Genomic DNA, 26,476 nt, shown 5'->3' with positions numbered 1-26,476 from the left:
CCTCAGCCTGACAACGGCGCAAACAACGCCTCAATATCCCGCTCCTCCAGCTTCCAGCCGGCACTCGCGCCGCCTTCAAGCACACCGTCGGCCAGCGCTGCTTTTTCCAATTGCAACGCCTGGATTTTTTCCTCCACCGTGCCTCGCGCAATCATCTTGTACACGAACACCGGTTTGTCCTGCCCGATGCGGTACGCACGGTCGGTGGCTTGGTTTTCCACCGCAGGGTTCCACCACGGGTCGTAGTGAATCACCGTGTCTGCCGCTGTCAGGTTCAAACCTGTGCCACCCGCCTTCAGACTGATCAGGAACAAAGGCGTATTGCCCTCCTGAAAATTCTTCACCGGTGTGCGCCGGTCGAGGGTTTCACCGGTCAGGATCGAGTATTCAACGTCGCGCTGCCTCAACTCTTCCTCAATCAGCGCCAGCATCGACGTGAATTGCGAGAACAACAGGATTCGACGCCCTTCGCTGAGCAATTCCTCAAGCATCTCCATCAAACTGCCAAGCTTGCCCGCTCCCGCGCGAGTCAATTTGGACGCTGGCGCAGACTTGACCAAGCGCAGGTCGCAGCAGACCTGACGCAACTTGAGCAACGCTTCCAAAATGATGATCTGGCTGCGCGCCACACCATGACGGCTGATTTCGTCACGCACCTTCTTGTCCATCGCCACACGCACGGTCTCGTACACATCGCGCTGCGCGTCGCTCAAATCCACCCAGTGCACTATTTCTGTCTTGGGCGGCAACTCGGTGGCGACCTGTTCTTTTTTACGCCGCAACAGGAAGGGTTTTATCCGCGCCGTCAGGTGCTGCATGCGCTGCGCATTACCGTGCTTTTCAATCGGCGTGCGGTAATCGCGGTTGAAGGTCTTGCTATCACCCAGCCACCCCGGCAGCAGGAAATGGAACAGCGACCAGAGTTCGCCCAAGTGGTTTTCCAAGGGCGTACCGCTAAGGCACAAACGCTGGCCAGCCTCCAATTGCCGAGCAGCCTGGGCTGCCTTGCTATTGGGGTTCTTGATGTTTTGCGCTTCATCGAGAATCAGCACGCTCCAACGCTGCGCCTGCAACACTTCCAGGTCTCGGGGCAGCAACGCATAGGTGGTCAGCACCAAATCGTAATCGGTCACACGCGTGAAGTCGCTCTGACGCTGCGCGCCATGCAAGGCCAACACGTTGAGTTGCGGCGTGAAGCGCGCAGCTTCATCCATCCAATTGGGGATCAGGCTGGTGGGCATCACCGCAAGTGCGGGTGTTTGTAAACGACCGGCCTGCTTTTCGCAGAGCAGATGCGCAAGGGCTTGCAAGGTTTTGCCCAGGCCCATGTCGTCGCCCAAAATGCCGCCCACTTCCAGTTCGCGCAGGGTCTGCATCCAGTTCAAGCCTTCAAGCTGGTAGCCACGCAGCTCGGCGTTCAAGCCCTGCGGCGCTGGCACATGGGAGCGCGTGGCGTGTTTCAGGCGCTTGGCGAAATCACGTAAGCGCTCTGCGCCTTGCCAGATCAGAGGAAGCCCCTCGAGATGGCTGAGCAGCGCTGCATCAGGAGCGGTCAATCGCAGGGCATTACCTTCCGGTTCACGCAGATAAAGGCCGCTCAAGGTGGCCATCAACGGCTTGATTCGCGCATAAGGCAAGGCGACCTTGGTTTTCTCACGGGTGCCCAGGTTTACCAGCACGCGCTCGTCGTCAGCCCGCTCCGCCAGATAGGCGGCGTCGAGTAGCTTGGGTTGGCGACGCAGCAGATTCAGGATGATGGGCAACAAGCCATGGCGTTGACCATCGACTTCTATGCCCAACTCAAGATCAAACCACTCGTGACCGGGCGATTCGTCAATCTCGGCATACCACTGGTCAATGGTCTGCACATGGTAATAAAAGCCCGGCTGAATACTCACCTCCCAGCCTGCTTCACGCAGGATGGGTAAACGGTTTTCAACCAGACTCAGCCAGTCTTCATCACTCGACAGATCAAACATTTCGCCGGTTCCCGCCGGCAGCGCCTTGGTCCTTCGGTTGACCTTGGCAAAACCGAGCTTGGTCAAGACCTTGCGCAGGGCCTTCTCGGCTGTCGGCTTGCGCTGAATACGTTGGGTCTCGGTGCCGCTGAGCAGTAAAATCTCCTTCCCAGCCTTGTCGGTGGCCAGACTCGTACCGTAGCGAAAAGCCAGGGCGGCGCAGTGCTCAACCTCCGGAAAGCCGGAACGGTAGTTGTAGGACTCGTGACTACCTAGCGTCAGGCAGCCTTGAGGCTCAAGGGTATCAACGACGCGCTCGGTCAGCTTCTGGGGCGGTGGAATCCCTGCGGCCAACCCGCCGACGCGGTGGCTGAACAACGCGACCTCGCTCGCCGGAATCTCAGGCAAGCTACACAGGTGAACGGCGAGACTCTCTTCCATCCCATGCTCAAGAGGCGCCAGCTCCATCCGGGCAAGGTCCAGGTGATACAGCGGTTCGAGCGGCAGCACGTACTGCAGCGGTGTCGCGCCGATCAGCCATTGCGGGAGGTAGTTACCGTTGGGCAATACCGTCCAATCGAAACGAGCCACCTGTGCCGCGGCGGTGCCAAGAGGGCGGGGGTCATCGAAATCATGAAACAGACGCCCGGTCTTAAGCGCCGCCTCCAGTATTTCCACCCCCTCTTTTCCCATCAGGGGAAAGTTACTGCCGTAACGCCCGTAAGGTCGTCCGACCAGGAGCAACCTCCCGAGGCGCTTGTCCACCTCCAAGAGATAGCCTGGAGAACGCATCAGGGTCTCTTCCAGGGAGTACAGCGACTTGATATCGGCAAAGCCGCCATTTTTTAACACCCGGGCCCGATAAACCGCCAATGACCAGTCACTTGAGTACCGATCAACAAAGAGTTTGTACAACAGGCACGTGTTACTGCCTTTGGGCACCGTCTCAGCTTCGATGACGGGTGCGGGCAGGCTTTTCAGCCAATGTTCGATGTGTGGGCTAAGGCGGTTGCCCGCCGGCTCTCGCTGCGTCTTGAGCGTGTCGAACTGAGAGATCAGGGTAAAAAGAACCGCCGCTGCATGTTTGCAATTCACCGCAACCGGGCAAGAGCACACGCAGTCGATATGGGTCGAGTGGGAATCGGCTGATTCAAAGGAGATTGCCAGGGAGTAGGCATTCCCCCCGGAACCCTCGCACCAAGCAATAATCCGCTGCGGGCCTGCCTCGACAATCTTTACACGCTCTTCCTGCGCATAGCCGAAGCCCCGGTCCAATGAACGGGAGTCGAAGTTTTCCTGCCAGTCCGAATTTATAAAGCGCGTGATCAAGTCATTCATGGAGACGAACTCTACACCAGCGAAATCGGCACAAAAACGAAGCAATCTCCTACACAGAGGTACGAATTTACAGCCGCCGCACTTTGATATTTCCGAGTGTTAAACGCTCAGGTAAACACGCGCGCAAAGACTCTGTTTACCTACTCAATAAGTTGAGCACCCCGTAGCGCCCCCAGAGCCGCCAGCCAGCGGGGATCCTGCTTATAGTCAGTCGAGGCAATCGCCTGCCCACGCATACGCGCGATGCGGGCCGAAGGCGTGACCTTCATCCGCTGGGCCGCAGTGAGAGCCAGTTCAGCAGCTGCACGATCATTGCACACCAGCCCCATGTCGCAACCGGCAGTCAGCGCCGCTTCAATCCGACTGGCCGCGTCGCCGACCACATGGGCACCGGCCATCGACAGGTCATCGCTGAAAATCACCCCATCGAACTGCAACTCGCCGCGCAGGATGTCCTGCAACCAGCGGCGTGAGAAGCCGGCGGGCTGCGCATCCACCTGTGGGTAAATGACGTGCGCCGGCATCACTGCCGCCAACTGCTTGCTCAGGCGTGCGAAAGGCACCAGGTCATTGGACCGAATCTGTTCCAGGCTGCGTTCGTCATTGGGAATCGCGACGTGGGAATCGGCCTCAGCCCAGCCATGGCCCGGGAAGTGTTTACCGGTGGCGGCCATGCCCGCGCTGTTCATGCCACGGATAAAGGCACCGGCGAGCACCGCAGCGCGCTCGGGATTGCCTTCGAAGGAACGGGTGCCGACCACGGCGCTGCGCTGGTAGTCCAGGTCCAGCACGGGAGCGAAGCTCAGGTCCAGGCCAACGGCAAGCACTTCGGTGGCCATGATCCAGCCACACTGCTCGGCCAGGTATTCGGCATTGGGATTATCCGCCAACGCACGCATGGCCGGCAGGCGCACAAAGCCTTGGCGCAGACGCTGGACACGACCACCTTCCTGGTCGACGGCCAACAGCAGGTCCGGGCGCACGGCACGAATCGCCGCGCTCAGTTCCCGCACCTGGCGCGGATGCTCGATATTGCGCGCAAAAATGATCAGGCCACCGACTTCAGGCTGGCGCAACAGGTGGCGATCCTCGGCCGTCAGCCAAGTACCCGCCACGTCGACCATCAAAGAACCTTGCAGGGCAGCAGTCATAAACCTTCCTTAAATAACGCACACACCCCATTGACCTCACCATGCGCAGTGAGAACAACAGGTTGCGAGTAAATAGCTGAATTCGGCATGGGCGGCTAGCTTAGCGGATGCAAGCGGCTGCGCACACCCGGGGCGGTCAAACCTTGGCGGGGGCTGGCGCGGATTTGCTGCGGGGGCGCAATTGGGCGGCAGCCATGGCCGAGTCGGTCACGCCGGTTTCAGCGCGCATGCCGGCGGCCAGGAACGGCACCATCAGGCGCATGACCTGCTCAATGGAGGTGTTGACACCGAAATCGGTCTCGGCAATCGCACGCAACGCCTTGATCCCGGACATGCTGAATGCGGCCGCACCGAGCATGAAGTGCACGCGCCAGAACAGTTCGATAGGCGGAATACGCGGCGCAGCTTCGTTGACCAGCAACATATAGCGGCGGAATACCTTGCCGTACATGTCTTCCAGGTAACGGCGCAAGTGGCCCTGGCTCTGGCTGAATGCCAGGCCCAACAGACGCATGAAGATCGACAGGTCATTGCCGCTGCGCGGCTGAACCACCAGCGCTTGCTCCACGAGCATTTCCAGCAGGTCTTCCAGGGAGGGCTTGTGGTCGGCCTTGGCCTGGCGGCGCTCGAGCTCACGGTCGAGGCTGGCACAGAACGGCCCCAGGAAGCGCGAGAACACTGCCTGGATCAGGGCTTTTTTCGAGCCGAAATGGTAGTTCACTGCGGCAAGGTTGACCCCGGCCTTGCTGGTGATCAGCCGCAATGAAGTTTCAGCAAATCCTTTTTCCGCGAACAATTGCTCGGCAGCATCGAGAATGCGTTCAACGGTTTCCGACTGGGCCATGGATACTCCGCCTGACAAACACTTGTTTGAAACATACGTTTCAGGGTGTGTCTTGTCAAGCCTGCAAGTTCGCTTTCCGGCCGGGCAGTCATCTATTTCATCGCTATTTAATCACATACTCCAAGGTCTGTAGGCAGCGCTATCTCTGCCTTGTAGGACAGCTAACGAATGACCGTCCAGCGGCATCGCAGAAAAGGATGATTGCCAAGCGCAGTTCACTGTATATAATCCCAGTCACTGTATAAAAAGACAGAGCGATCAACATGCTAAAACTGACGCCACGCCAAGCTGAGATTCTGGCTTTTATCAAGCGCTGCCTCGATGACAACGGCTACCCGCCGACGCGAGCGGAAATTGCGCTGGAACTGGGGTTCAAATCCCCCAACGCTGCCGAAGAACACCTCAAGGCCCTCGCTCGCAAAGGCGCGATCGAGATGACCCCCGGTGCTTCGCGGGGCATTCGCATCCCTGGCTTCGAAGCCAAGGCCGACGAATCGACACTGCCGATCATCGGTCGCGTCGCCGCCGGTGCGCCAATCCTGGCACAGCAGCACGTCGAGGAATCCTGCAACATCAACCCGACCTTCTTCCATCCCCGTGCGGACTACCTGTTGCGGGTGCACGGCATGAGCATGAAGGACGTAGGGATCTTCGATGGCGACCTGCTGGCCGTCCACACCACCCGCGAAGCCCGTAATGGCCAGATCGTCGTCGCCCGTATCGGCGATGAAGTCACCGTCAAACGCTTCAAGCGCGAAGGCAGCAAGGTCTGGCTCCTGGCCGAGAACCCTGAGTTCGCCCCGATTGAAGTGAACCTGAAAGATCAGGACCTGGTGATCGAAGGCCTGAGCGTCGGCGTCATTCGCCGCTAAAGGAGGCATCATGCAGCTCGTGCACACCCCCCAACACACACAACTGTCGCTGTTCGAGGCCTTTATGGCCCAACCCCTTGCGCCCATCCTCAAGGAAACGGTCGAGGCGCCCTGGAGCGCCGAACCTGAGGCGTTCAGTGAACTGTCGTTGCGCGGTGCGGCCGGGAGCTGCCTGAGTCTGCTGGCGCCGATCCTTCGCGAACTGAGCGAGGAACAGGATGCACGCTGGTTGACGCTGATTGCCCCGCCCGCCAGCCTGACCCAGGCCTGGCTGCGGGACGCCGGGCTTAACCGCGAACGCATCCTGTTGCTGCAACCACGTGGCACGCAAAGCGCTCAGCAGTTGACCTGTGAAGCCTTGCGCCTGGGCCGTAGCCACACCGTGGTGAGCTGGCTCAACCCACTGAATGCCACTACCAAGGCACAGCTGATCAACGCGGCACGTACCGGCGATGCGCAGAGCTTGAATATTAGATTGGGGTAGTTCGGTGTGCCGCAGGCTATCCCTGCGGTGGGGCCTGCTGTGGCGAGCGGGCTTGCCACAACAGCGAACCCACCTGCCACACTCAGTGAAGAACGCGCGGGCCGTCTTCTTTCTCCGGCTCGCCTTCTGCCAGGCGACCTGCCATCTGCACACCAACGCTCAACATGGCTTTTGCCACTTCCACGTGCTGGCCTTGCAGGAACGCCTTGGCGTCCTCGGAAAAATCCAGAATAACCAGAGAACCTTCGTCCTCAGCCCGGCGCAGCTCGATTCGGCCGTCAGGCAACTCAACAATTTCCAGAAAGGACGTCGGCATAAAAGTCTGTTCTCCACGAAAGGCCGGGATTATATCAGTCATCCGCCCGGCCTCGCTGAGGATCTGAGGAGGTTTCTTTACGGCTTGATGAACGGTGCCATGTGAATCCGACCAACGTTCAGCACTCGTTCAAACCTTCACGAAAGCGCAATGCCATCTTTTTCAGCGCCTGACGCCAGCCTTCCAATTCTTCGCGACTCAGTGGCTTGGGCTCTTCCTCTTCCAACGCAACCGCCACGATCAAGGGCTGGGTCACATCGCCCTTAGGCACATGGGGAACACGGGGCGGCTGAAACATATCCGCATGGGCCTTAAGCAGACGCGCGACCCAGCTGTCAGGGCTCTGGGCCATTTCCACCAGCTCGGCCAGCTCAGGGATCGCCATGCTTTCCAGCACTTCACGATTCATGATCATCTCCGCACGGGGCGAACCGGCCTGGGGCAAGCGGTAGAACCCGGCGATCTCATGACACAAGCCCAGTAACGCACCATACAGGTGGAACAACGCGGCTTCACGCCCAGCCTGAACCAGCGCAATCGCGTTCATCTCCTTCCCTTCCTCGGCACGGCCAAGGGCTTCCAGGGACAAACCCGCGAAGTAAATTTTCTGGTTGGTACGGGTATAGAGTTCGTTGGCCATAACGGCAATCTCCACAACGAATAAGCGTGATGCTGGCTGAACAGTGTCACGGATCAGCCGAGCCTACTGCAAGTGCAATAAACCGCTGCTTATGCGGGTCAAAACTCGACTTTCAGATCCAAACAGATCCAAATGCGGGAGGGGGCTTGCCCCCGATAGCGAAGCATCAGTCATACACATGTCGACTGATATACAGCTATCGGGGGCAAGCCCCCTCCCACATTGGATCTTCAGCGCATCCGACGGGTCAAGCGCCCTGGCGCTTGTCCTCGACCTTCCACTTGCCACCGTCGTAGAACGCCTTCCAGCCGGTAGGCTTGCCGTCCACTTCGGTCTGCACGTACTGCTCCTTGGTCTTGCGGCTATAGCGGATCACGGCTGGGCGACCATCCGGGTCCTTCTTCGGCGCTTCGCACAGGAAGTGGTACTTCGGATCGATCTCGTCCTTGTGCGGCACGATCTCCAGCACCAACGGCGCTCGGGTCTCGCGGTTTTTCGGGAACTGGCTGGCGGCCAGGAACAGGCCCGAAGCGCCGTCACGCAGGATGTAGGTGTCGTTGACCTTCTCGCACTTGAGTTCCGGCATCTTCACCGGGTCCATCTTCGGCGGCGCCGCGTCACCGCTTTTCAGCAGTTTGCGCGTGTTCTTGCAGGTCGGGTTGGTGCAACCGAAGAACTTGCCGAAGCGGCCGGTCTTGAGTTGCATCTCGCTGCCGCACTTGTCGCATTCCAGGCTCGGGCCTTCGTAACCCTTGATGCGGTAGCTGCCCTCTTCAATCTCGTAGCCGTCGCAATCCGGGTTGTTACCGCAGATGTGCAGCTTGTGCTTCTCGTCCAGCAGGTAGGCATCCATCGCCGTGCTGCAGATCGGGCAGCGGTGCTTGCCACGCAGTACCAGCGACTCGGATTCACCCTCGTCGTCGGCGGCGATTTCATCGCCCGGCACCAGGTTGACGGTAGCCTTGCAGCGTTCTTTCGGCGGCAGGCTGTAGCCCGAGCAACCGAGGAACACGCCGGTGGACGCAGTACGAATCTGCATCGGACGGCCACAGGTCAGGCACGGGATGTCGGTCATCACCGGCTGGTTGGCACGCATGCCGCTCTCAGGGCTTTCGGCCACTTCGAGTTTTTTCTTGAAGTCGCCGTAGAACTCGTCCAGTACGTTTTTCCAGTCACGCTCGCCCTGGGCCACATCATCGAGGTTCTCTTCCATACCGGCGGTAAAGCCGTAGTCCATCAGGTTGGAGAAGCTCTCGGACAGGCGCTCGGTGACGATGTCGCCCATCTTTTCCGAATAGAAACGACGGTTGTGCAGCGCGACGTAGCCACGGTCCTGGATGGTGGAGATGATCGCCGCGTAGGTCGAAGGACGACCGATACCGCGTTTCTCCATCTCTTTCACCAGGCTGGCTTCCGAATAACGCGCCGGCGGCTTGGTGAAGTGCTGGGACGGGTCGAGCTTGATCAGCTTCAACGTGTCGCCCTGGGCCATGTCCGGCAGCACATCGTCGTCACCGGGCTTGGCGATCTGCGGCATTACGCGGGTGTAGCCGTCGAACTTGAGGATACGGCCCTTGGCCCGCAGCTCGAAGTCCCCAGCGCCCACACTGACGGTGGTGGACAGGTATTGCGCCGGCAGCATCTGGCAAGCCAGGAACTGGCGCCAGATCAGCTCGTAGAGGCGCTCAGCGTCGCGTTCCATGCCACTCAGCTTGCTTGGCTCGGTGTTGGCATCGGAAGGACGAATCGCTTCGTGAGCCTCCTGGGCGCCTTCTTTGCTGCTGTAGACGTTCGGCTTCTCCGGCAGGTACTTCTTGCCGAATTCGCTTTCAATATAGGTACGCGCCATGGCCACCGCGTCTTGCGACAGGTTGGTGGAGTCGGTACGCATATAAGTGATGTAGCCGGCTTCGTACAGACGCTGGGCCATCATCATGGTTTTCTTCACCCCGAAGCCCAGGCGGTTGCTTGCGGCCTGTTGCAGGGTCGAGGTGATGAACGGCGCCGACGGCTTGCTGCTGGTCGGTTTGTCTTCACGCTTGACGATGCTGTAGCTGGAGGCTTTGAGCTTCTCCAGCGCGGCCATGGCCTGGGCTTCGTTCAGCGGCTTGAACGCCTCGCCTTTCTCACGGGCCACTTCGAAGCGCACGTTGGCGCCCTTGGCGGTGCCCAGGTCGGCGTGGACTTCCCAGTATTCTTCGGGATTGAACGCACGGATCTCACGCTCACGTTCCACCACCAGCTTGACCGCTACCGATTGCACACGACCGGCGGACAGGCCACGGGCGATCTTGGCCCACAGCAGCGGCGAGACCATGTAACCCACGACACGGTCGAGGAAACGACGGGCCTGCTGGGCGTTGACGCGGTCGATGTCCAGCTCGCCCGGTTTGGAGAAGGCTTCCTGGATGGCTTTCTTGGTGATTTCGTTGAACACCACGCGCTTGTAGCGGCTGTCATCACCGCCGATGGCTTCCCGCAGGTGCCAGGCAATGGCTTCCCCTTCGCGGTCCAAGTCCGTTGCGAGATAGATGGTGTCGGCATCTTTGGCGAGCCGGCGCAGCTCTTCGATGACCTTTTCCTTGCCCGGAAGGATTTCGTACTTGGCCTTCCAGCCATGATCCGGGTCCACACCCATGCGCGAGACCAGCTGCTTGCGCGCTTTCTCTTTAGGCGTGAGCACCGGGCCTTCGCCCGCAGCCGCCTTGCCGCGCTTGGCGGCAGGCTCCTTGCTGGCGCTAGCCGAACCGCTGGTGGGCAGGTCTCGGATATGGCCGATACTCGACTTCACCACGTACTCGTTGCCCAAGTACTTGTTGATGGTCTTGGCCTTAGCCGGGGATTCCACAATGACCAGCGATTTGCCCATGGATCGGAAAATTCCTGAATTCGAGAAGTGAAAGGCAGTTGGCGCCTGACGCGGCAACGCTATATATAGTGGCAACAAGGTGAGGTCAAGCGCAGCATTCTGCGCGGCCTGCCGTTATTGCCCTGAAAAAAGACTGGGTTCGGCCTGGACCAAAGCAAAGCGCGGGACCTGCTCGCCGTCAACTTCGACGGTCTCCAGGAACATGCTCAAGGGACGCACCCAAAAGCCGTAATCGCCATACAGTGCTTGGTAGAACACCACTTCTTCTTCGGTCTCGGAATGCCGTGCCACGCTGAAAACGCGGTACTGCGGACCTTTATAATGTTGGTAGAGCCCTGGTTCGACTTTCATGCTCTGGCCCCCTTACAAAATTTGTTGAAAAAAAATATTAAAAATTCCAAAAAACAAAAACCGGGGCACTGGGCCCCGGCTTCCGTCAACTCAACGCTTAGACGCGTTCGAAGACGGTGGATATGCCTTGGCCGAGACCAATGCACATGGTTGCAACCCCAAGGTTACCGCCATTTTGCTTCATCACGTTAAGCAAAGTGCCGGAAATACGCGCACCGGAGCAACCGAATGGGTGGCCCAGGGCAATCGCACCGCCGTGCAGGTTAACCTTCTCGTTCATCTTGTCGAGTACTTTCAAATCTTTCAGCACCGGCAGGGCCTGTGCAGCGAACGCTTCGTTGAGCTCGAAGAAGTCGATATCGGAGATGGTCAGGCCTGCGCGCTTCAAGGCTTTTTGTGTCGCCGGTACTGGACCATAGCCCATGATTGCCGGGTCCACACCCGCCACAGCCATCGAACGAATCACCGCCAGCGGCTGGATACCCAGGTCCTGGGCACGCTGCGCCGACATCACGATCATGCACGAGGCGCCGTCGGTGATTTGCGACGAAGTACCCGCCGTCACGGTGCCGCCCTTCGGATTGAAGGCAGGCTTAAGGGCCGCCAGGCTTTCCAGGGTGGTATCCGGACGAATGGTTTCATCGTAGTCGAACAGTTTCAGGAAACCGTTCTCGTCGTAGCCGTTCATCGGGATGATTTCATCCTTGAACTTGCCTTCCACGGTCGCCTTGTGGGCGAGCTGGTGGGAACGCACGCCGAACGCATCCTGGGCTTCGCGGGTAATGCCGTGCATCTTGCCGAGCATTTCCGCGGTCAGGCCCATCATGCCCGAGGCTTTTGCCGCGTACAGCGACATGTGCGGGTTAGGATCGACCCCGTGCATCATGCTGACGTGGCCCATGTGCTCCACGCCACCGACCACGAACACATCACCGTTACCGGTCATGATTGCCTGGGCGGCGGTGTGCAGCGCACTCATGGACGAGCCACACAGGCGGCTGACGGTCTGGCCGGCTGCCGTGTGCGGGATCTGCGTCATCAACGACGCCATGCGCGCGATGTTCCAGCCCTGCTCCAGGGTCTGGTTGACGCAGCCCCAGATCACGTCTTCGACTTCGTTAGGGTCGACCTTGACGTTGCGTTCCAGCAGCTTGCTGATCAGGTGTGCCGACATGTCTTCAGCGCGGGTGTTGCGGTGCATGCCGCCCTTGGAGCGGCCCATCGGAGTACGACCGAAGTCGACAATCACGACGTCTCTTGGATTCAAGCTCATAAATATTCTCGCTCTAGTCGTCTGGGCACTTAACCGAAGAAGCGCTGGCCGTTCTTGGCCATTTCACGCAGCTTCGCGGTCGGGTGGTACAGCGGGCCCAGATCAGCGTATTGATCAGCCAGGGCAACGAACTCGGCCACACCGATCGAGTCGATGTAACGCAGCGCACCACCACGGAATGGAGGGAAGCCAATACCGTACACCAGGCCCATATCGGCTTCGGCGGCGGTTTCAACGATGCCGTCTTCCAGGCAACGCACGGTTTCCAGGCACAGGGCGATCATCATCCAGTTGATGATGTCCTCGTCGGACACCTCACGCTGCTCGTAGATGACCGGCGCGAGTACTTCGTGCACCGATGGGTCGGCCACTTTCTTCTGCTTGCCCTTCTTGTCCGCCTCGTAGGCGTAGAAGCCCTTGCCGTTCTTCTGGCCCAGGCGCTTGGCCTCGTAAAGCGCGTCGATCGCCGAGCGGCGGTCGTCTTTCATGCGGTCCGGGAAGCCTTCAGCCATCACGTCACGACCGTGGTGGCCGGTGTCGATGCCAACCACGTCCATCAGGTACGCCGGGCCCATTGGCCAGCCGAACTTCTCCATGACCTTGTCGATGCGCACGAAGTCCACACCGGCACTCACCAGCTTGGCGAAACCGCCGAAGTACGGGAACAGCACGCGGTTGACCAGGAAGCCCGGGCAGTCATTGACCACGATCGGGTTCTTGCCCATTTTCTTGGCGTAGGCAACGGTGGTGGCAATCGCCAGCTCGCTGGACTTCTCGCCACGGATCACTTCCACCAGTGGCATCATGTGCACCGGGTTGAAGAAGTGCATGCCGACGAAGTTTTCCGGACGCTTGAGGGCCTTGGCCAGCAGCGAAATGGAAATGGTCGAGGTGTTGGACGCCAGGATGGTGTCGTCTTTGACGTGGCCTTCAACTTCAGCCAGTACCGCCTGCTTGACCTTCGGATTTTCGACAACCGCTTCGACCACCAGGTCGACATGGCCGAAATCGCCGTAGGACAACGTAGGACGAATGCCGTTAAGCACCTCGGCCATCTTCGCAGCCGTCATGCGACCTTTATCGACGCGGCCAACCAGCAGCTTGGCGGCTTCGGCCAGGCCCTGCTCGATCCCGTGCTCGTTGATGTCTTTCATCAGGATCGGCGTGCCTTTGGACGCCGACTGATAGGCGATACCGCCGCCCATGATACCGGCACCGAGTACGGCAGCCTGTTTCACGTCCTTGGCGATTTCGTCGTAGGCCTTGGCCTTTTTCTTCAGCTCCTGATCGTTCAGGAACAGGCCGATCAGGCTCTGGGCAGCCGAGGTTTTCGCCAGTTTGACGAAGCCTGCAGCTTCCACTTCCAGGGCTTTGTCGCGACCGAAGTTCGCAGCCTTCTGGATGGTCTTGATCGCTTCAACCGGCGCCGGGTAGTTCGGGCCGGCCTGGCCAGCCACGAAACCTTTGGCGGTTTCGAACGACATCATTTGTTCGATGGCGTTGAGCTTGAGTTTTTCCAGCTTCGGCTGACGCTTGGCCTTGTAGTCAAATTCGCCGCTGATGGCGCCCTTGATCAGGTTCAGCGCGGCTTCGGCCAGTTTGTCCGGCGCCACAACCGCGTCGACGGCACCGACTTTCAGTGCGTCTTCAGCGCGGTTTTCCTTACCAGCGGCAATCCACTCGATGGCGTTGTCGGCACCGATGATGCGCGGCAGGCGCACGGTACCGCCGAAGCCTGGGTAGATGCCCAACTTGACTTCAGGCAGGCCGATTTTGGCAGTGGCCGCCATGACGCGGAAGTCCGCCGCCAGGCACATTTCCAGGCCGCCGCCCAGGGCGATGCCATTGATCGCGGCAACGGTCGGCACGTTGAGGTCTTCGAAATCGCTGAAAATCTTGTTGGCTTCGAGGTTGCCAGCCACCAGCTCGGCATCGGGCAGCTTGAAGTTGTCGACGAATTCGGTGATGTCAGCGCCGACGATGAACACGTCCTTGCCGCTGGAGACGATCACGCCTTTGATCGATGCATCAGCCTTGATGGTGTCTACGGCCTGACGCAGTTCGTTCAGGGTTAGACGGTTGAACTTGTTGACGGACTCACCCTTGAGGTCGAACTTCAGTTCGACGATGCCACTTTCAAGAGCCTTAACCGTGATGGCTTTACCTTCGTAAATCATCAACTGATCTCCACGATATGGAAGCTGAACAGTACACATTGGACGCTGGCCTATGGTTGGACATTGATAATTTCGTCAATGCTCAGGCCAATCCGCCAGGCACACCCGCCAATGCGATAGTCGGGTTCTGTATGAGCGGTCTGACAGACAAACGCTCAATTCATACGCCCGTTTGATTTGGGTACGCCACCTTCATCCAATTCCGAGCAATTGTCAATCGCTCGAAAGGCTAGGAAAAACGCGACTTTCCAGTCATTTCAGAACCCCGGCCCCAAGCCCGCGATTCGTCAATATTCAACTATTCATGAAATCAATAATGAAAAAGATAAGGGAAAACGCTGTACAGGACGGGATATGCCGCTAGGCTAGCGACAACCGTAACGCGCCTGGATGAACATCCGACGCGGGAAACACAGATTTACCGGCCTGCCTGGCCAACTCCAGCCCGATGATGCTTTCGGGCTTTTTATTGCCTGGCGTTTAACACTGAAGAGTCAGGCCAGGGCCTTGAGCAATTTATCAATGGCCAGCAGGTCGCTCGCCTCGCCCTTCTCGCCCCAGTAAAGGGCGATCATTTGCTTGTCGGCCTCGACCTTGTAGACGTTGGCCGGCAGCGTTGCAAAATGCGGCAACAACTTCTCGTCCTCACACACCTCGCGCCACTGGTTGACCCACACGCCCGGCTCCAACTGCCAGTAACTCCAAATGGCCGGCGTGCTGCCACGCCGTGGCCGGCAGTACTGCGCACACGGGCTCGGCGGCTCGTGCTTGAGCCAGTGCGGCCACTCCTGGGGTGCCAATTGCATGGTCAGGCCGATGCGGCGTGCCTCCATGCGCAGGGCCATGCGCCCGCTCTGATGGCGCGATGGGCGCAGCCATGCCAGGGGGCTCAGCACCACAACAAGGATTGACACCACTATCCAGACCGTCATATGAGTACCCCCGATTTTTCTGATGAGCGGATTTGACCTGACGTAACCCTATCCGCTTGAAAGCAGCCATACTGAATCTATTGCAGTCCCCTGGAGGAACGCCCCATGTCCTACGAACATATTCTGGTCGCCGTAGACCTGACCGAAGAGTGCGATCCAGTGATCAAGCGCGCCCGAGCGTTCGCCGTCGCCAGCAACGCCAAACTGTCCCTGGTGCATATCGTCGAACCCATGGCCATGGCCTTTGGCGGCGACGTGCCCATGGACCTTTCCCAATTGCAGCAACAACAGTTCGACCAGGCCAAGGAGCGCCTTGACCGCCTGATCCTCAAGTACCCCGAAGTGACCAAGGAAAACTCCCACCTCACCTACGGCCAGCCTCGCCAGGAAATTCATCACCTGGCCAAGGAACAGCATTGCGACCTGATCGTGGTCGGCAGCCATGGCCGTCACGGTTTGGCGCTGCTGCTGGGCTCCACCGCCAATGATGTGCTGCACGGTGCGCCGTGCGATGTGTTGGCGGTGAAGCTGGTAAAAAGTTCGTAAGACCGATGGAAATCCAATGTGGGAGGGGGCTTGCCCCCGATAGCAGTCTGTCAGTTGAAACATCACTGGCTGAGACACCGCTATCGGGGGCAAGCCCCCTCCCACATTTGAACCGCTTTTTACTGACCTAAGGTCACTCAGGCATCCAACTCAGCCCAACGCTCCACCAGCACTTCCAGTTCCTGGTTCAACGTCTCCAGGGAAGCGATGACCTTGGCGGTTTCCGCCGCGGGACGCAGGTAGAAACCCGCGTCAGCCATTTCCGCTTCTACCGCTGCGATCTGCTGTTCCTTGGCGTCGATGTCCCCCGGCAAGGCTTCCAACTCACGCTGCAGCTTGTAGCTGAGTTTTTTCTTGGCCGCCGGTGCAGCGTCCTGGGCAGGTGCGGCAGTTTCCACCGGAGCCACCACAGCGGAGGCCAGGTCGGCCTTGCCGGACTTGCTCTCGGTCACGCCCAACAGGCGCGGCGAGCCGCCCTGGCGCAGCCAGTCCTGGTAACCACCGACGTACTCACGCACCTTGCCTTCACCTTCGAAGACCAGGGTGCTGGTGACCACGTTGTCGAGGAATGCCCGGTCGTGGCTGACCATCAGCACGGTGCCGTTGAAGGTCAGCAGGACCTCTTCCAGCAGCTCGAGGGTTTCCACGTCGAGGTCGTTGGTCGGTTCGTCGAGCACCAGCAGGTTGGCCGGCTTGCTGAACAGCTTGGCCAGCAGCAGGCGCGCACGCTCACCACCGGACAAGGCTTTGACTGGCGTACGTGCACGCTGCGGGCTGAACAGGAAGTCACCCAGGTAGCTGAGTACGTGGCGGCTCTGGCCGTCGATGTCGATAAAGTCGCGGCCTTCGGCGACGTTGTCGATCACGGTTTTTTCCAGGTCCAACTGATGGCGCAACTGGTCGAAGTAGGCCACGTCGATGCGTGTGCCCTCTTCCACGGTGCCGCTGGTCGGTTTCAGACCATTGAGCATCAGCTTGAGCAAGGTGGTCTTGCCGGTACCGTTGGCGCCCAACAGGCCGATACGGTCGCCGCGCTGCAGGACCATCGAGAAGTCCTTGATCAGGAACGGGCCATCCGGGTGATGGAAGCTGACGTTCTCGAGCACCATGACCTGCTTGCCCGACTTATCGGCGGTATCCAGCTGGATATTGGCCTTGCCGGTACGCTCGCGACGTTCGCTGCGCTCAACACGCAGTGCTTTGAGGGCACGCACGCGGCCTTCGTTACGGGTGCGGCGCGCCTTGATGCCCTGGCGGATCCAGACTTCTTCCTGGGCCAGTTTCTTGTCGAACAGGGCATTGGCGGTTTCTTCGGCGGACAGCGCGGCTTCCTTGTGGACCAGGAAGCTGGCGTAGTCGCCGTTCCAGTCGATCAGGCCGCCACGGTCCAGTTCGAGGATGCGCGTCGCCAGGTTTTGCAGGAAGGAACGGTCGTGCGTGATGAACAGCACGGCGCCCTGGAAATCCTTGAGGGCTTCTTCCAGCCAGGCGATGGCGCCGATGTCCAGGTGGTTGGTCGGCTCGTCGAGCAGCAGCAGGTCGGGCTCGGACACCAGGGCCTGGGCCAGCAGCACACGACGACGCCAGCCGCCGGACAACTCGGCGAGAGTCTTGTCGGCCGGCAGTTGCAGGCGGCTCAGGGTGCTGTCGACCAATTGCTGCAGGCGCCAGCCGTCACGGGCTTCGAGGTCTTGCTGGACGTGCATCAGCTTGTCCAGGTCCTCTTCGGTGACGCAGTTCTGCGCCAGGTGATGGTATTGCGCAAGCAACTCACCGACACCGTCCAGGCCTTCGGCAACCACGTCGAACACGGTCCGTCCGTCGGCAACCGGCAATTCTTGCGGCAATTCGCCAATCTTGAGGCCTGGGGCGCGCCAGACAGAGCCGTCATCGGGCTTCTGGTCGCCTTTTACCAGCTTCATCATGCTGGACTTGCCGGTGCCGTTGCGGCCGATGATGCACACCCGCTCACCACGGGCGATCTGCCAGGACACCTTGTCCAACAACGGCATAGCGCCGAAAGCAAGGGACACATCGCTGAATTTGAGCAGGGTCATACGCTTCTCCAAAAACTGGGCGCGCATTCTACCTGACTTGAGGGTGGGATGCGGCCAGCATTTTCGCTGCCGACACGTTCTGTAGGACATTTCCGGCGAACTTGAACGAACCCACTGGCAAAGCTTTCGCCGGCCGCTGGCAAAAGGCTAAGCTAGGGGCAATCAGTGTCGGCGGTGCCGGTGCTAGTCGTGATTTCTCTGCACGGACGTCTCATGCGCAGTCGCCTTTTCAACTTTTTATCTTGTCTGCTTCTTTCTGCCACCGCCGCTCAATCCGCCCAGGCCGTGGACCTCACCACCCAACGTCAATATTACGATGAAGCCAAACGCGCCCTGGCCAAGGGCGATACAGGCCCCTACATGCAATACAGCCAGGCCCTGGCCGATTACCCGCTGACGCCCTACCTGGCCTACGACGAACTGACCGCCCGGTTGAAGACCGCCAGCAACGAGGAAATCGAACAATTCCTCGCCAAAAACGGCGACCTGCCCCAGGCCAACTGGATGAAACTGCGTTGGTTACGCTGGTTGGCCGACCGTGGCGACTGGCAGACCTTTGAAAAGTACTACGACCCCAAGCTCAATTTCGTCGAGCTGGACTGCCTGCATGGTCAGTTCCAGCTGACCCACAACTTGAAAGCTGAAGGCTACAAGACCGCCGAAAAACTCTGGATGACCGGCAAATCCCAGCCGACCGCCTGTGATGCCACCTTCGGCCAATGGGCGGCCGACGGCCAACTCACCGAACAAAAAATCTGGGACCGCGCCAAACTCGCCGCCGAAGCACGCAACTACGCGCTGGCCAACAGCCTGGTAAAAACCCTGCCGACGTTGAGTGCCCAGGGTCGTTTGATGGTGGACGTGGCGCAAAAGCCCGACATGCTCAGCGACCCGTCGCGCTTCCTGCCGGCCACCGAGGCGATGTCTGACGCCGTCGGCCTGGGCCTGCGCCGTCTGGCACGCCAGGATCCGGACAAGGCCATGGCCCTGCTCGACGGTTATGCCAGCAGCATGCACTTCTCCCGTGACGAAAAAGTGGCAATCGCCCGTGAAATCGGCCTGACCCTGGCCAAGCGCTTCGACCCGCGCGCACTTGAGGTGATGACCAAATACGACCCCGAGTTGCGCGACAACACTGTGTCCGAATGGCGCCTGCGCCTGCTGTTGCGCCTGGCCCGCTGGGAAGATGCCTACCAACTGACGCGCAAACTCCCGCAGGATTTGGCCACCACCAACCGCTGGCGCTACTGGCAGGCCCGCAGCCTGGAACTGGCCGAGCCGAAAAACCCGCAAGCCCTGGTGCTGTACAAAAACCTGTCACGAGAGCGTGATTTCTACGGTTTCCTCGCCGCAGATCGCTCCAAAGCGCCGTACCAGTTGAACAACAAGCCGCTGGTAATGAGCCAGGCGCTGGTCAACAAGGTGCGTAACACCCCCGGCGTGCGGCGTGCCCTTGAGTTTTATGCGCGTGGCCAAGTGGTGGATGGTCGCCGCGAGTGGTACCACGTCAGCCGTCACTTCAACCGTGACGAAATGGTCGCCCAGGCCAAGCTGGCCTACGACATGAAATGGTACTTCCCGGCGATCCGCACCATAAGCCAGGCGCAGTACTGGGATGACCTGGACATCCGTTTCCCGATGGCCCACCGCGACACCCTGGTGCGCGAAGCCAAGGTGCGTGGCCTGCATTCCAGCTGGGTATTCGCAATCACCCGCCAGGAAAGTGCCTTCATGGACGACGCCCGCTCCGGCGTCGGCGCCAGCGGCCTGATGCAACTGATGCCCGGCACCGCCAAGGACACAGCACGCAAGTTCAGCATCCCCCTGGCCTCACCGGCCCAGGTGCTGGACCCGGACAAAAACATCCAGCTCGGCGCCGCTTACCTGAGCCAGGTGCACAGCCAGTTCAATGGCAACCGCGTTCTCGCCTCCGCCGCCTACAATGCCGGCCCCGGCCGCGTGCGCCAATGGCTGCGCGGCGCCGACCACCTGAGCTTCGACGTGTGGGTGGAAAGCATCCCGTTCGACGAAACCCGCCAGTATGTGCAGAACGTGCTGTCTTATTCGGTGATCTACGGGCAGAAGCTCAACTCGCCACAGCCACTAGTGGATTGGCATGAGCGGTATTTTGACGACCAATGACGCACCACATCCCTGTGGCGAGCGGGCTTGCCCCGCGTTGGAGTGCGAAGCGTTCCTGAGCCAGTCGTTGCGGTGCAACTGATAGTTTTTGGGGGCTGCTACGCAGCCCAACGCGGGGCAAGCCCGCTCGCCACATAGATCGTGCTAGGCCTGGTTTTTTGCAACCTCTGCGGCGTCGCTGAACTGCAACGCCGCCAACCGCGCATACAGCGGGTTGCTCGCAATCAACTGCTGGTGCGTGCCCACCGCCACCAGCTTGCCCTGGTCCATTACCGCAATCCGGTCCGCATGCTTTACGGTCGCCAAACGGTGGGCGATGACGAGCGTGGTGCGCCCTTGCATCAACTGCGGCAACGCTTGCTGGATCAGGTGTTCACTCTGGGCATCCAGGGCGCTGGTAGCCTCGTCCAACAGCAGGATCGGCGCGTCTACCAGCAACGCACGGGCAATCGCCAGGCGTTGGCGTTGGCCGCCGGAGAGGCCCATGCCGCCGTCGCCGAGGTGGGTCTGGTAGCCGTCGGGCATTTGCAGGATGAAATCGTGGGCGTGGGCGATGCGGGCGGCGGCTTCGACTTGCTCGCGAGTGGCCGTTGGGTTGCCGTAACGGATGTTCTCCTCGACGCTGCCGAAAAACAGCGCCGGGCTCTGGGACACCAGGGCGAAGTGGCGACGCAGGTCCAGCGGATCAAGATCGGTCAACGCCTGGCCTTCAAGCAGGATGCGGCCTTGCTGGGGGTCGTAGAAGCGCAGCAACAGGTCGAAAATCGTCGACTTGCCCGCGCCGGACGGGCCCACCAGCGCCAGGGTTTCGCCGGCGTTGATGGTCAGGCTCAAGCCGTCGATGGCATAGCTGTCCGGCCGTGAAGGGTAGGAAAAGCGCAGGTTCTGCAGCTCCATGCAACCGCTGACGCGCGCCGGCAACTGCACGCCGCCCGTGGCCGGCGCCTGAATATCGTTGCTCGACTGCAACAGTTCACCAATGCGCTCCGCGGCACCGGCGGCACGTTGCAGTTCACCGAGGACTTCGCTCAGGGTACCGACGGCGCTGCCGACGATCAGGCTGTAGAACACAAACGCGGCCAACTCGCCGCCGGAAATGCGCCCGCTGATCACGTCCATGCCTCCGACCCAGAGCATCACGCCCACAGCCCCCAGCACCAGCATGATCACCAGGGTGATCAACCAGGCACGCTGGGCGATGCGTTTGCGTGCAGTGGTGAAGGCCTCTTCAACGGTTACGGCAAAGCGCTGCTCGTCCTGCACCTGGTGGTTATAGGCTTGCACGGTCTTGATCTGGCCGAGGGTCTCGGACACGTAGCTGCCTACATCGGCAATACGGTCCTGGCTCTGGCGCGACAAACTGCGTACGCGGCGGCCGAAGATCAGGATCGGCGCCAACACCAGCGGCAGCGCCACCACCACGATGCTGGTGAGCTTGGGGTTGGTGATGAATAACAGCACGATGCCGCCGATCACCATCAAGGCATTGCGCAGGAACAGCGACAGCGACGAGCCGATCACCGATTGCAGCAAGGTGGTGTCGGTGGTCAGCCGTGATTGGATTTCCGAACTGCGATTGTTCTCGTAGAAACCCGGGTGCAGGTAGATCAGGTGGTTGAAAACCTGCCGGCGAATGTCCGCCACCACCCGTTCACCGATCCACGACACCAGGTAAAACCGCGCAAACGTGCCCACGGCCAAGCCCAGCACCAACACCATGAACAGGCCGATGGACTGGTTGAGCAGGTGCGGCGACTGAGTCATGAAGCCCTGGTCCACCAGCAGGCGAATGCCCTGGCCCATGGACAAGGTGATGCCGGCGGTGACGATCAGCGCCACCAAAGCACCCAGTGCCTGCCAGCGATAGGGCGCGATAAAGCGACTGGCCAGACGAATCGCGCGGCGTTGACGGACTGAGAACATGAGGGGCATCACCTGATCGGAAAGGGTTGGTACCTGACCCTGCTTACATGGGGGGAACTTGGGCGAATAACAATGAGTCAGGTTAATTATGCCCACCGATGCTGCCCCCTAGAGGCTATCGGTCTAACGCCCGGCTGGAAATCCGTAACGGTTTCTGGTGGACTGGACGTTCGAACCGGTGATCTCGTAAGGAGTTGTAACAGCGCGGTCACTCGGGGGTTATACAGTAGGTACACAACCTGATGAGGAGACAGGCCATGACCTTGCAAAATAGCAGCGATGCCAAGATTGAAGTAATCCGCCAACCGCAGCACTTGCCTTGCTCCGTGATCGACGCCCAGGGCCGCGAAGTGCAGATTACCGAAGAGATGATCCAGCAAGCGTGCCGCGAGCTGGAACAGCGACTGGTCAAGCCTGCCCAGCAAGGCTGAAGGGCCTACGCTCTTTCAAACCCGGCCCAGGTGGCCGGGTTTTTTATTCGGTGTTTAAACGGTTGCCGCGCCCAATGCGGACACGATGCTCGCCAACACCGCCGACTCCCCGTTCACAATGCGCACCTTCAAGCCATCGATTTCACGACGCTCCGGATAATGCTTGCGCAGCAGGTCGAACGCCTTGCGTTGTTCTTCGACGCTGCCCACCAGGCTGCGGCGGAAATCCGCATCATCACGGCGCGGGTCGTACACGCTGCGGCACAACGTCGCCAGCGCCCAGGCCGGGTCGGTCGAGGCGTTCAAGTGCACCTCGGCCAGCCACGGTTGCGGCAACAAGTCACTCAGCTGAATGCTCTGTTCCTGGCCCAGGTGCGCGCAGAACGCCTGATAGATCTGCGCCGTACCGCGCTGCTTGCCGTCAAGGCTGTAGCCGGCGATATGCGGGGTGGCCAACACACACAGGTCGGCCAGGTCGACGTCCACCTCGGGCTCGCCTTCCCACACGTCCAGCACCGCTTGCAGGTCTTCGCGCGCAAGCAGCACGTCGCGCAGGGCGGCGTTGTCGACCACCGGGCCACGGCTGGCATTGATCAGCCAGGTACCGGGCTTGAGGCGGCTGAGGCGGTCGCGATCAAACAGATGCCAAGTAGAACCATTGCCGGATTTGGTCAACGGCGTGTGCAGGCTGATCACATCGCATTGCTCGATGATCTGCTCGAGGCCGACGTAATCGCCGTCTTCGGCGATCTGTCGCGGCGGGTCGCACACCAGCACCTTCCAGCCCAGGCCCTTGAGCACTTCGATCAGTCGCCCGCCCACTTCACCGGCGCCGACCACGCCATAGGTGCGCTGATTGAGGTCGGCGCCTTCGATCTCGGCCAGGGTTTGCAGGCTGCCCAGCACATAGTCCACCACGCCACGGGCATTGCAGCCGGGAGCGCTGGACCACTGGATACCGGCCTGCTTGAAGTACTCGAGGTCGAGGTGGTCGGTGCCGATGGTGCAGGTGCCGACAAAACGCACCTTCGTGCCGTCCAGCAGGGCGCGGTTGACGTTGGTCACCGAGCGCACCAGCAGTACATCGGCCTGTTCAACCGTCGCGCGGTCGATGGAACGGCCGGACACTCGGCGAATCTCGCCAAATCCTTGGAAGAACTCATCGAGCAGCGGGATATTTTCGTCGGCAACAATCAGCATGGCAGGCTCCTTTGGCGGATCAGCAGTGTACAGGGATGCGGTCACCAATGTGGGAGGGGCGATAGCCTGGCAGGTCGCTTACAAATCGCTAACACAGGTTTTTTCCTGACTGTTGCGTCAAGGCGTAGAATCCGCCGGCCTTGCGCCCTTCTCTACTGGACACCCGTACGTGAACACTGCCACTGCCCCCCTTACCCGCCCCGCCCGCATCAGCCGGGAAGTGGGCGGCCTGATGACACTCGCGCTGCCGATCATGATCGGCCAACTGGCAACCACCTTCATGAGTTTTGTCGATGCGGTGATGGCCGGCCGCGTCAGTCCCCAGGACCTGGCGGCGGTGGGCCTGGGCAACTCGATCTGGATTCCGGTGTACCTGCTGATGACCGGTACGTTGCTGGCCACCACGCCGAAAGTCGCCCAACGCTACGGTGCGGGCCACTACGGCGAAATCGGGCCGTTGGTGCGTCAGTCACTGTGGCTGGCCGTGGTGGTCGGCATCATCGGCTCGCTGCTGCTGCTCTGCGCCGAGCCGATCCTGCATGCGATGAAGGTTGAACCCGAGCTTATCGCCCCCACCATGGGCTACCTGCATGGCATCGCCGCAGGGATGCCGGCCGTTGCCCTGTATTACGTGCTGCGCTGTTTCAGCGACGGCCTGGGCCGCACCCTGCCCAGCATGGCCATGGGCCTGTGCGGGCTGGCGCTGAATGTCCCGCTGAACTACATCTTCATCTACGGCCACCTGGGCTTACCGGCCATGGGCGGCGTGGGCTGCGGCTGGGCCACGGCGATTGCGATGTGGGTGATGATGCTCGGCATGGCCGCCTGGACCCGCTGGGGGGCGGCCTACCAAAGCAGTGAACTGTTCAAGCGCTTCGACTGGCCACAGTGGTCGGTGATCAAGCGCGTCTTGGGGATTGGCCTACCGATCGGCATCGCGATCTTTGCCGAATCGAGCATCTTTGCCGTCATCGCCCTGCTGCTCGGCAGCCTGGGCGCCACCGTTGTGTCGGGGCACCAGATCGCGCTGAACGTCAGCTCACTGGTGTTCATGATTCCCTACTCCCTGAGCATGGCCGTCACCGTGCGCGTCGGCCAGGCCCTGGGGCGTGGCGAGGCGCGTGAAGCACGCTTCGCCGCCGGGGTCGGCATGGGCACGGCGCTGGCGTACGCCTGCCTGTCCTGCAGCCTGATGCTGGTGTTTCGCGAGCAGATTGCGGCGATCTACACCCCGGACCCCATCGTCATTCACCTGGCATCGACGCTGATCGTGTTTTCAGCGCTGTTCCAGTTCAGTGACTCGATCCAGGTCACCGCCGCCGGCGCCCTGCGTGGCTACCAGGACACCCGCGTGACCATGGTGCTGACCCTGTTTGCCTATTGGGGCGTGGGGCTGCCGGTGGGTTACGCCCTGGGGCTGACCCACTGGCTGGGCGAACCCAGCGGCCCGAGCGGTTTGTGGCAAGGGCTGATCGTGGGGTTGAGCTGTGCGGCGGGGATGCTGCTGGTGCGCCTGGCGCGCAGTGCACGCCGGCGCATTCGCCTGGAGAAGGCGCGGGGTTAATCGGCCTTTTTGCGGATCCAGTACAAGTACGTACCGGCCTGCTCCTGCTGATCCACCAGTTCATGGTCAAGGAACACGCAGAACTTGGGAATATCGCGGCGCGTTGACGGGTCGGTCGCGATCACCTTGAGCAAGCCGCCGGGCGGCAGGTCGCGGATGTGCTGGTGCAGCATCATCACCGGCTCAGGGCAGTTGAGGCCCGTTGCGTCGAGGGTGCCGTCAACGGCGGTGTCGAAAATATCGCTCATTGTCTACTCCTGAAACCGGCGCCCAGTTTAGCGGGCCTTGGTTTTCTTCACATCCACCAGCCGACGCAGGTGGCAGGTCACTTCTTCACGGTCGTGATACAGCTGCTTGCAGCCGATCTCCACCCGAATGCCGCGCGCCTTGAAACCGTCTTCGATACGTTCCAGCAGGCGCTTGACCTCGGCGTAACGCTGTTTCATCGGCAGCTTCAGGTTCACCACCGCCTCGCGGCAGTACCCTTCGCCGATCCAGGTTTCCAGCAGCGCCGCGTTGCGCGCCGGCTTTTCGACGATGTCGCACACCATCCAGTCCACCGGCTGCTTGGGCACGAAGGTAAAGCCGTCGGCCATCAGGTGCTGCACCAGGCCGGTGTCCATCAGGCTTTCGGCCATGGGGCCGTTGTCGATGGCGGTCACCAGCATGCCACGGTTGACCAACTGCCAGGTCCAGCCACCAGGGGCTGCGCCCAGATCGACGCCGGTCATGTCGCCATGCAGGCGCTCATCCCACTGGTCGCGGGGGATAAAGTGGTGCCAGGCCTCTTCCAGCTTCAGGGTCGAGCGGCTGGGCGCGTCCCGAGGGAATTTCAGGCGTGGGATGCCCATCGGCCACATCGCCGAGTTATTCGACTCGGCCAGGCCCATGAACACTTCGCGGCCGCTTTTGAAGGTCAACAGCAGGCGCGGCTTGCTCGGGTCGTCCACCAGCTTGCCGGCGTTCAACAAGGCTTTGCGCAGGTGCACTTCGAATTTCTTGCAGAAGTTCGAGAGTTCCTTGCCGTCATTGGTGTCGACCATCTCCAGCCACAGGCTGCCGCACACCGGGAACTCACGCAGGTGAGCGAGGATCACGCTGATACGATCGGTTTCCGGCAGGTCGATAAACACCCCGCGCGCCCACTGCCGCGGGAAGATCAGCTCGGCAAAGCGCTGGCCGTGCATCAGGCGCTGAGCGCCGTCTTCTTCGGTGCAGACAAATTCGGCGCAGGCGCTGCCCGTCTTGGCCTTGGCGTAGCCGGAAACGTTCAGGCGCGCGGCGTGTTCCGCGATCTCGGAACAGACTTCGCCCTCAAACCCCGGGCGGCAGTGCATAAAAAGGGTGTTCATCGACTCTCCTGGTGACTCAACTGACGTTGCGCTATCGCAATGCCTGTCATGAAAAC

Annotated in this window: 21 protein-coding genes; 6 read left to right on the top strand and 15 right to left on the bottom strand. The window is 60.5% G+C overall.

Going from position 1 to position 26,476, the window contains the following annotated elements:
* Positions 1-2 precede the first annotated feature (2 nt).
* The 3 genes from AB1462_RS21735 to AB1462_RS21725 form a co-directional block, all read right to left on the bottom strand.
* Entirely contained in the window at positions 3-3,296 is a 3,294-nt protein-coding gene (locus tag AB1462_RS21735; protein WP_367247901.1) for an SNF2-related protein, read from the bottom strand.
* 140 nt (positions 3,297-3,436) lie between these two features.
* Positions 3,437-4,447 (bottom strand): beta-N-acetylhexosaminidase, encoded by a 1,011-nt coding sequence (gene nagZ, locus AB1462_RS21730; protein WP_090407765.1) that lies wholly within the window; start codon positions 4,445-4,447, stop codon positions 3,437-3,439.
* A gap of 136 nt (positions 4,448-4,583) precedes the next feature.
* Positions 4,584-5,291: a TetR/AcrR family transcriptional regulator gene (locus tag AB1462_RS21725; RefSeq protein WP_090407767.1), complete on the bottom strand. Its 708-nt coding sequence runs from the start codon at positions 5,289-5,291 to the stop codon at positions 4,584-4,586.
* Between the two features lie 263 nt (positions 5,292-5,554).
* On the opposite strand from AB1462_RS21725, the gene lexA reads away from it, so the two are divergent.
* Together lexA and sulA are read left to right on the top strand one after the other, a co-directional pair.
* Positions 5,555-6,163 (top strand): transcriptional repressor LexA, encoded by a 609-nt coding sequence (lexA, locus tag AB1462_RS21720; protein WP_003172575.1) that lies wholly within the window; start codon positions 5,555-5,557, stop codon positions 6,161-6,163.
* Between the two features lie 10 nt (positions 6,164-6,173).
* On the top strand, positions 6,174-6,647 hold the full coding sequence (gene sulA, locus AB1462_RS21715; RefSeq protein WP_259193604.1) for an SOS-induced cell division inhibitor SulA: 474 nt from the start codon (positions 6,174-6,176) through the stop codon (positions 6,645-6,647).
* 82 nt (positions 6,648-6,729) lie between these two features.
* Here the strand turns inward: sulA and AB1462_RS21710 are convergent, their stop codons facing one another.
* The 7 genes from AB1462_RS21710 to AB1462_RS21680 form a co-directional block, all read right to left on the bottom strand.
* Complete coding sequence (locus AB1462_RS21710) at positions 6,730-6,963, bottom strand: hypothetical protein (RefSeq protein ID WP_017254451.1); 234 nt, start codon at positions 6,961-6,963, stop codon at positions 6,730-6,732.
* A 118-nt stretch (positions 6,964-7,081) separates the two neighbouring features.
* On the bottom strand, positions 7,082-7,603 hold the full coding sequence (locus AB1462_RS21705; protein WP_090407773.1) for a DUF6586 family protein: 522 nt from the start codon (positions 7,601-7,603) through the stop codon (positions 7,082-7,084).
* Between the two features lie 247 nt (positions 7,604-7,850).
* Positions 7,851-10,472, bottom strand: coding sequence for a type I DNA topoisomerase (gene topA, locus AB1462_RS21700; RefSeq protein WP_027604240.1), 2,622 nt, complete (start codon positions 10,470-10,472; stop codon positions 7,851-7,853).
* A gap of 114 nt (positions 10,473-10,586) precedes the next feature.
* Positions 10,587-10,823: a DUF1653 domain-containing protein gene (locus tag AB1462_RS21695; RefSeq protein WP_010212074.1), complete on the bottom strand. Its 237-nt coding sequence runs from the start codon at positions 10,821-10,823 to the stop codon at positions 10,587-10,589.
* Positions 10,824-10,920: 97 nt separating this feature from the next.
* A complete protein-coding gene (gene fadA, locus AB1462_RS21690; RefSeq protein ID WP_026136849.1) occupies positions 10,921-12,096 on the bottom strand; it encodes an acetyl-CoA C-acyltransferase FadA in 1,176 nt (391 codons plus the stop codon).
* Between the two features lie 29 nt (positions 12,097-12,125).
* Positions 12,126-14,273 (bottom strand): fatty acid oxidation complex subunit alpha FadB, encoded by a 2,148-nt coding sequence (gene fadB / locus AB1462_RS21685; RefSeq protein ID WP_065947397.1) that lies wholly within the window; start codon positions 14,271-14,273, stop codon positions 12,126-12,128.
* A 494-nt stretch (positions 14,274-14,767) separates the two neighbouring features.
* Positions 14,768-15,205 (bottom strand): hypothetical protein, encoded by a 438-nt coding sequence (locus AB1462_RS21680; RefSeq protein WP_367247900.1) that lies wholly within the window; start codon positions 15,203-15,205, stop codon positions 14,768-14,770.
* A 105-nt stretch (positions 15,206-15,310) separates the two neighbouring features.
* On the opposite strand from AB1462_RS21680, the gene AB1462_RS21675 reads away from it, so the two are divergent.
* Positions 15,311-15,751, top strand: a complete 441-nt coding sequence (locus AB1462_RS21675; RefSeq protein ID WP_090407779.1) for a universal stress protein — start codon at positions 15,311-15,313, stop codon at positions 15,749-15,751.
* A 137-nt stretch (positions 15,752-15,888) separates the two neighbouring features.
* Here the strand turns inward: AB1462_RS21675 and AB1462_RS21670 are convergent, their stop codons facing one another.
* Positions 15,889-17,808 carry an ATP-binding cassette domain-containing protein gene (locus AB1462_RS21670; protein WP_315335423.1) on the bottom strand — a complete coding sequence of 640 codons (1,920 nt, stop codon included), beginning with the start codon at positions 17,806-17,808 and terminating at the stop codon, positions 15,889-15,891.
* A 213-nt stretch (positions 17,809-18,021) separates the two neighbouring features.
* On the opposite strand from AB1462_RS21670, the gene AB1462_RS21665 reads away from it, so the two are divergent.
* Positions 18,022-19,950 (top strand): transglycosylase SLT domain-containing protein, encoded by a 1,929-nt coding sequence (locus tag AB1462_RS21665; protein WP_315335424.1) that lies wholly within the window; start codon positions 18,022-18,024, stop codon positions 19,948-19,950.
* 144 nt (positions 19,951-20,094) lie between these two features.
* Here AB1462_RS21665 and AB1462_RS21660 read toward each other — a convergent pair whose 3' ends face one another.
* Positions 20,095-21,882 carry an ABC transporter transmembrane domain-containing protein gene (locus AB1462_RS21660; RefSeq protein WP_367247899.1) on the bottom strand — a complete coding sequence of 596 codons (1,788 nt, stop codon included), beginning with the start codon at positions 21,880-21,882 and terminating at the stop codon, positions 20,095-20,097.
* A 248-nt stretch (positions 21,883-22,130) separates the two neighbouring features.
* Between AB1462_RS21660 and AB1462_RS21655 the strand changes: the two genes are divergently transcribed.
* On the top strand, positions 22,131-22,304 hold the full coding sequence (locus AB1462_RS21655) for a PA1571 family protein (protein WP_027604248.1): 174 nt from the start codon (positions 22,131-22,133) through the stop codon (positions 22,302-22,304).
* Between the two features lie 54 nt (positions 22,305-22,358).
* On the opposite strand, the gene pdxB is transcribed toward AB1462_RS21655, so the two are convergent.
* Positions 22,359-23,504 (bottom strand): 4-phosphoerythronate dehydrogenase PdxB, encoded by a 1,146-nt coding sequence (gene pdxB, locus AB1462_RS21650; RefSeq protein WP_367247898.1) that lies wholly within the window; start codon positions 23,502-23,504, stop codon positions 22,359-22,361.
* Between the two features lie 169 nt (positions 23,505-23,673).
* Between pdxB and AB1462_RS21645 the strand changes: the two genes are divergently transcribed.
* On the top strand, positions 23,674-25,068 hold the full coding sequence (locus AB1462_RS21645) for an MATE family efflux transporter (protein ID WP_090407797.1): 1,395 nt from the start codon (positions 23,674-23,676) through the stop codon (positions 25,066-25,068).
* Here the strand turns inward: AB1462_RS21645 and tusA are convergent.
* Positions 25,065-25,316, bottom strand: coding sequence for a sulfurtransferase TusA (gene tusA / locus AB1462_RS21640; protein WP_027604251.1), 252 nt, complete (start codon positions 25,314-25,316; stop codon positions 25,065-25,067). The genes AB1462_RS21645 and tusA overlap by 4 nt on opposite strands.
* Before the next feature lie 27 nt (positions 25,317-25,343).
* A complete protein-coding gene (rlmM, locus tag AB1462_RS21635) occupies positions 25,344-26,420 on the bottom strand; it encodes a 23S rRNA (cytidine(2498)-2'-O)-methyltransferase RlmM (RefSeq protein WP_046490414.1) in 1,077 nt (358 codons plus the stop codon).
* Positions 26,421-26,476: the final 56 nt, after the last annotated feature.

It is taken from the genome of Pseudomonas sp. SB113 (assembly GCF_040754745.1).
Taxonomy (GTDB): Bacteria; Pseudomonadota; Gammaproteobacteria; order Pseudomonadales; family Pseudomonadaceae; genus Aquipseudomonas; species Aquipseudomonas grimontii.
This window is presented reverse-complemented; position numbering and strand designations above follow the sequence as displayed.

Excerpts from the sequence above, each read along its gene's own strand:
- AB1462_RS21735 (WP_367247901.1), bottom strand. The coding sequence starts at position 3,296 with ATGAATGACTTGATCACGCGCTTTATAAATTCGGACTGGCAGGAAAAC.
- nagZ (WP_090407765.1), bottom strand. The coding sequence starts at position 4,447 with ATGACTGCTGCCCTGCAAGGTTCTTTGATGGTCGACGTGGCGGGTACT.
- AB1462_RS21725 (WP_090407767.1), bottom strand. The coding sequence starts at position 5,291 with ATGGCCCAGTCGGAAACCGTTGAACGCATTCTCGATGCTGCCGAGCAA.
- lexA (WP_003172575.1), top strand. The coding sequence starts at position 5,555 with ATGCTAAAACTGACGCCACGCCAAGCTGAGATTCTGGCTTTTATCAAG.
- sulA (WP_259193604.1), top strand. The coding sequence starts at position 6,174 with ATGCAGCTCGTGCACACCCCCCAACACACACAACTGTCGCTGTTCGAG.
- AB1462_RS21710 (WP_017254451.1), bottom strand. The coding sequence starts at position 6,963 with ATGCCGACGTCCTTTCTGGAAATTGTTGAGTTGCCTGACGGCCGAATC.
- AB1462_RS21705 (WP_090407773.1), bottom strand. The coding sequence starts at position 7,603 with ATGGCCAACGAACTCTATACCCGTACCAACCAGAAAATTTACTTCGCG.
- topA (WP_027604240.1), bottom strand. The coding sequence starts at position 10,472 with ATGGGCAAATCGCTGGTCATTGTGGAATCCCCGGCTAAGGCCAAGACC.
- AB1462_RS21695 (WP_010212074.1), bottom strand. The coding sequence starts at position 10,823 with ATGAAAGTCGAACCAGGGCTCTACCAACATTATAAAGGTCCGCAGTAC.
- fadA (WP_026136849.1), bottom strand. The coding sequence starts at position 12,096 with ATGAGCTTGAATCCAAGAGACGTCGTGATTGTCGACTTCGGTCGTACT.
- fadB (WP_065947397.1), bottom strand. The coding sequence starts at position 14,273 with ATGATTTACGAAGGTAAAGCCATCACGGTTAAGGCTCTTGAAAGTGGC.
- AB1462_RS21680 (WP_367247900.1), bottom strand. The coding sequence starts at position 15,205 with ATGACGGTCTGGATAGTGGTGTCAATCCTTGTTGTGGTGCTGAGCCCC.
- AB1462_RS21675 (WP_090407779.1), top strand. The coding sequence starts at position 15,311 with ATGTCCTACGAACATATTCTGGTCGCCGTAGACCTGACCGAAGAGTGC.
- AB1462_RS21670 (WP_315335423.1), bottom strand. The coding sequence starts at position 17,808 with ATGACCCTGCTCAAATTCAGCGATGTGTCCCTTGCTTTCGGCGCTATG.
- AB1462_RS21665 (WP_315335424.1), top strand. The coding sequence starts at position 18,022 with ATGCGCAGTCGCCTTTTCAACTTTTTATCTTGTCTGCTTCTTTCTGCC.
- AB1462_RS21660 (WP_367247899.1), bottom strand. The coding sequence starts at position 21,882 with ATGCCCCTCATGTTCTCAGTCCGTCAACGCCGCGCGATTCGTCTGGCC.
- AB1462_RS21655 (WP_027604248.1), top strand. The coding sequence starts at position 22,131 with ATGACCTTGCAAAATAGCAGCGATGCCAAGATTGAAGTAATCCGCCAA.
- pdxB (WP_367247898.1), bottom strand. The coding sequence starts at position 23,504 with ATGCTGATTGTTGCCGACGAAAATATCCCGCTGCTCGATGAGTTCTTC.
- tusA (WP_027604251.1), bottom strand. The coding sequence starts at position 25,316 with ATGAGCGATATTTTCGACACCGCCGTTGACGGCACCCTCGACGCAACG.
- rlmM (WP_046490414.1), bottom strand. The coding sequence starts at position 26,420 with ATGAACACCCTTTTTATGCACTGCCGCCCGGGGTTTGAGGGCGAAGTC.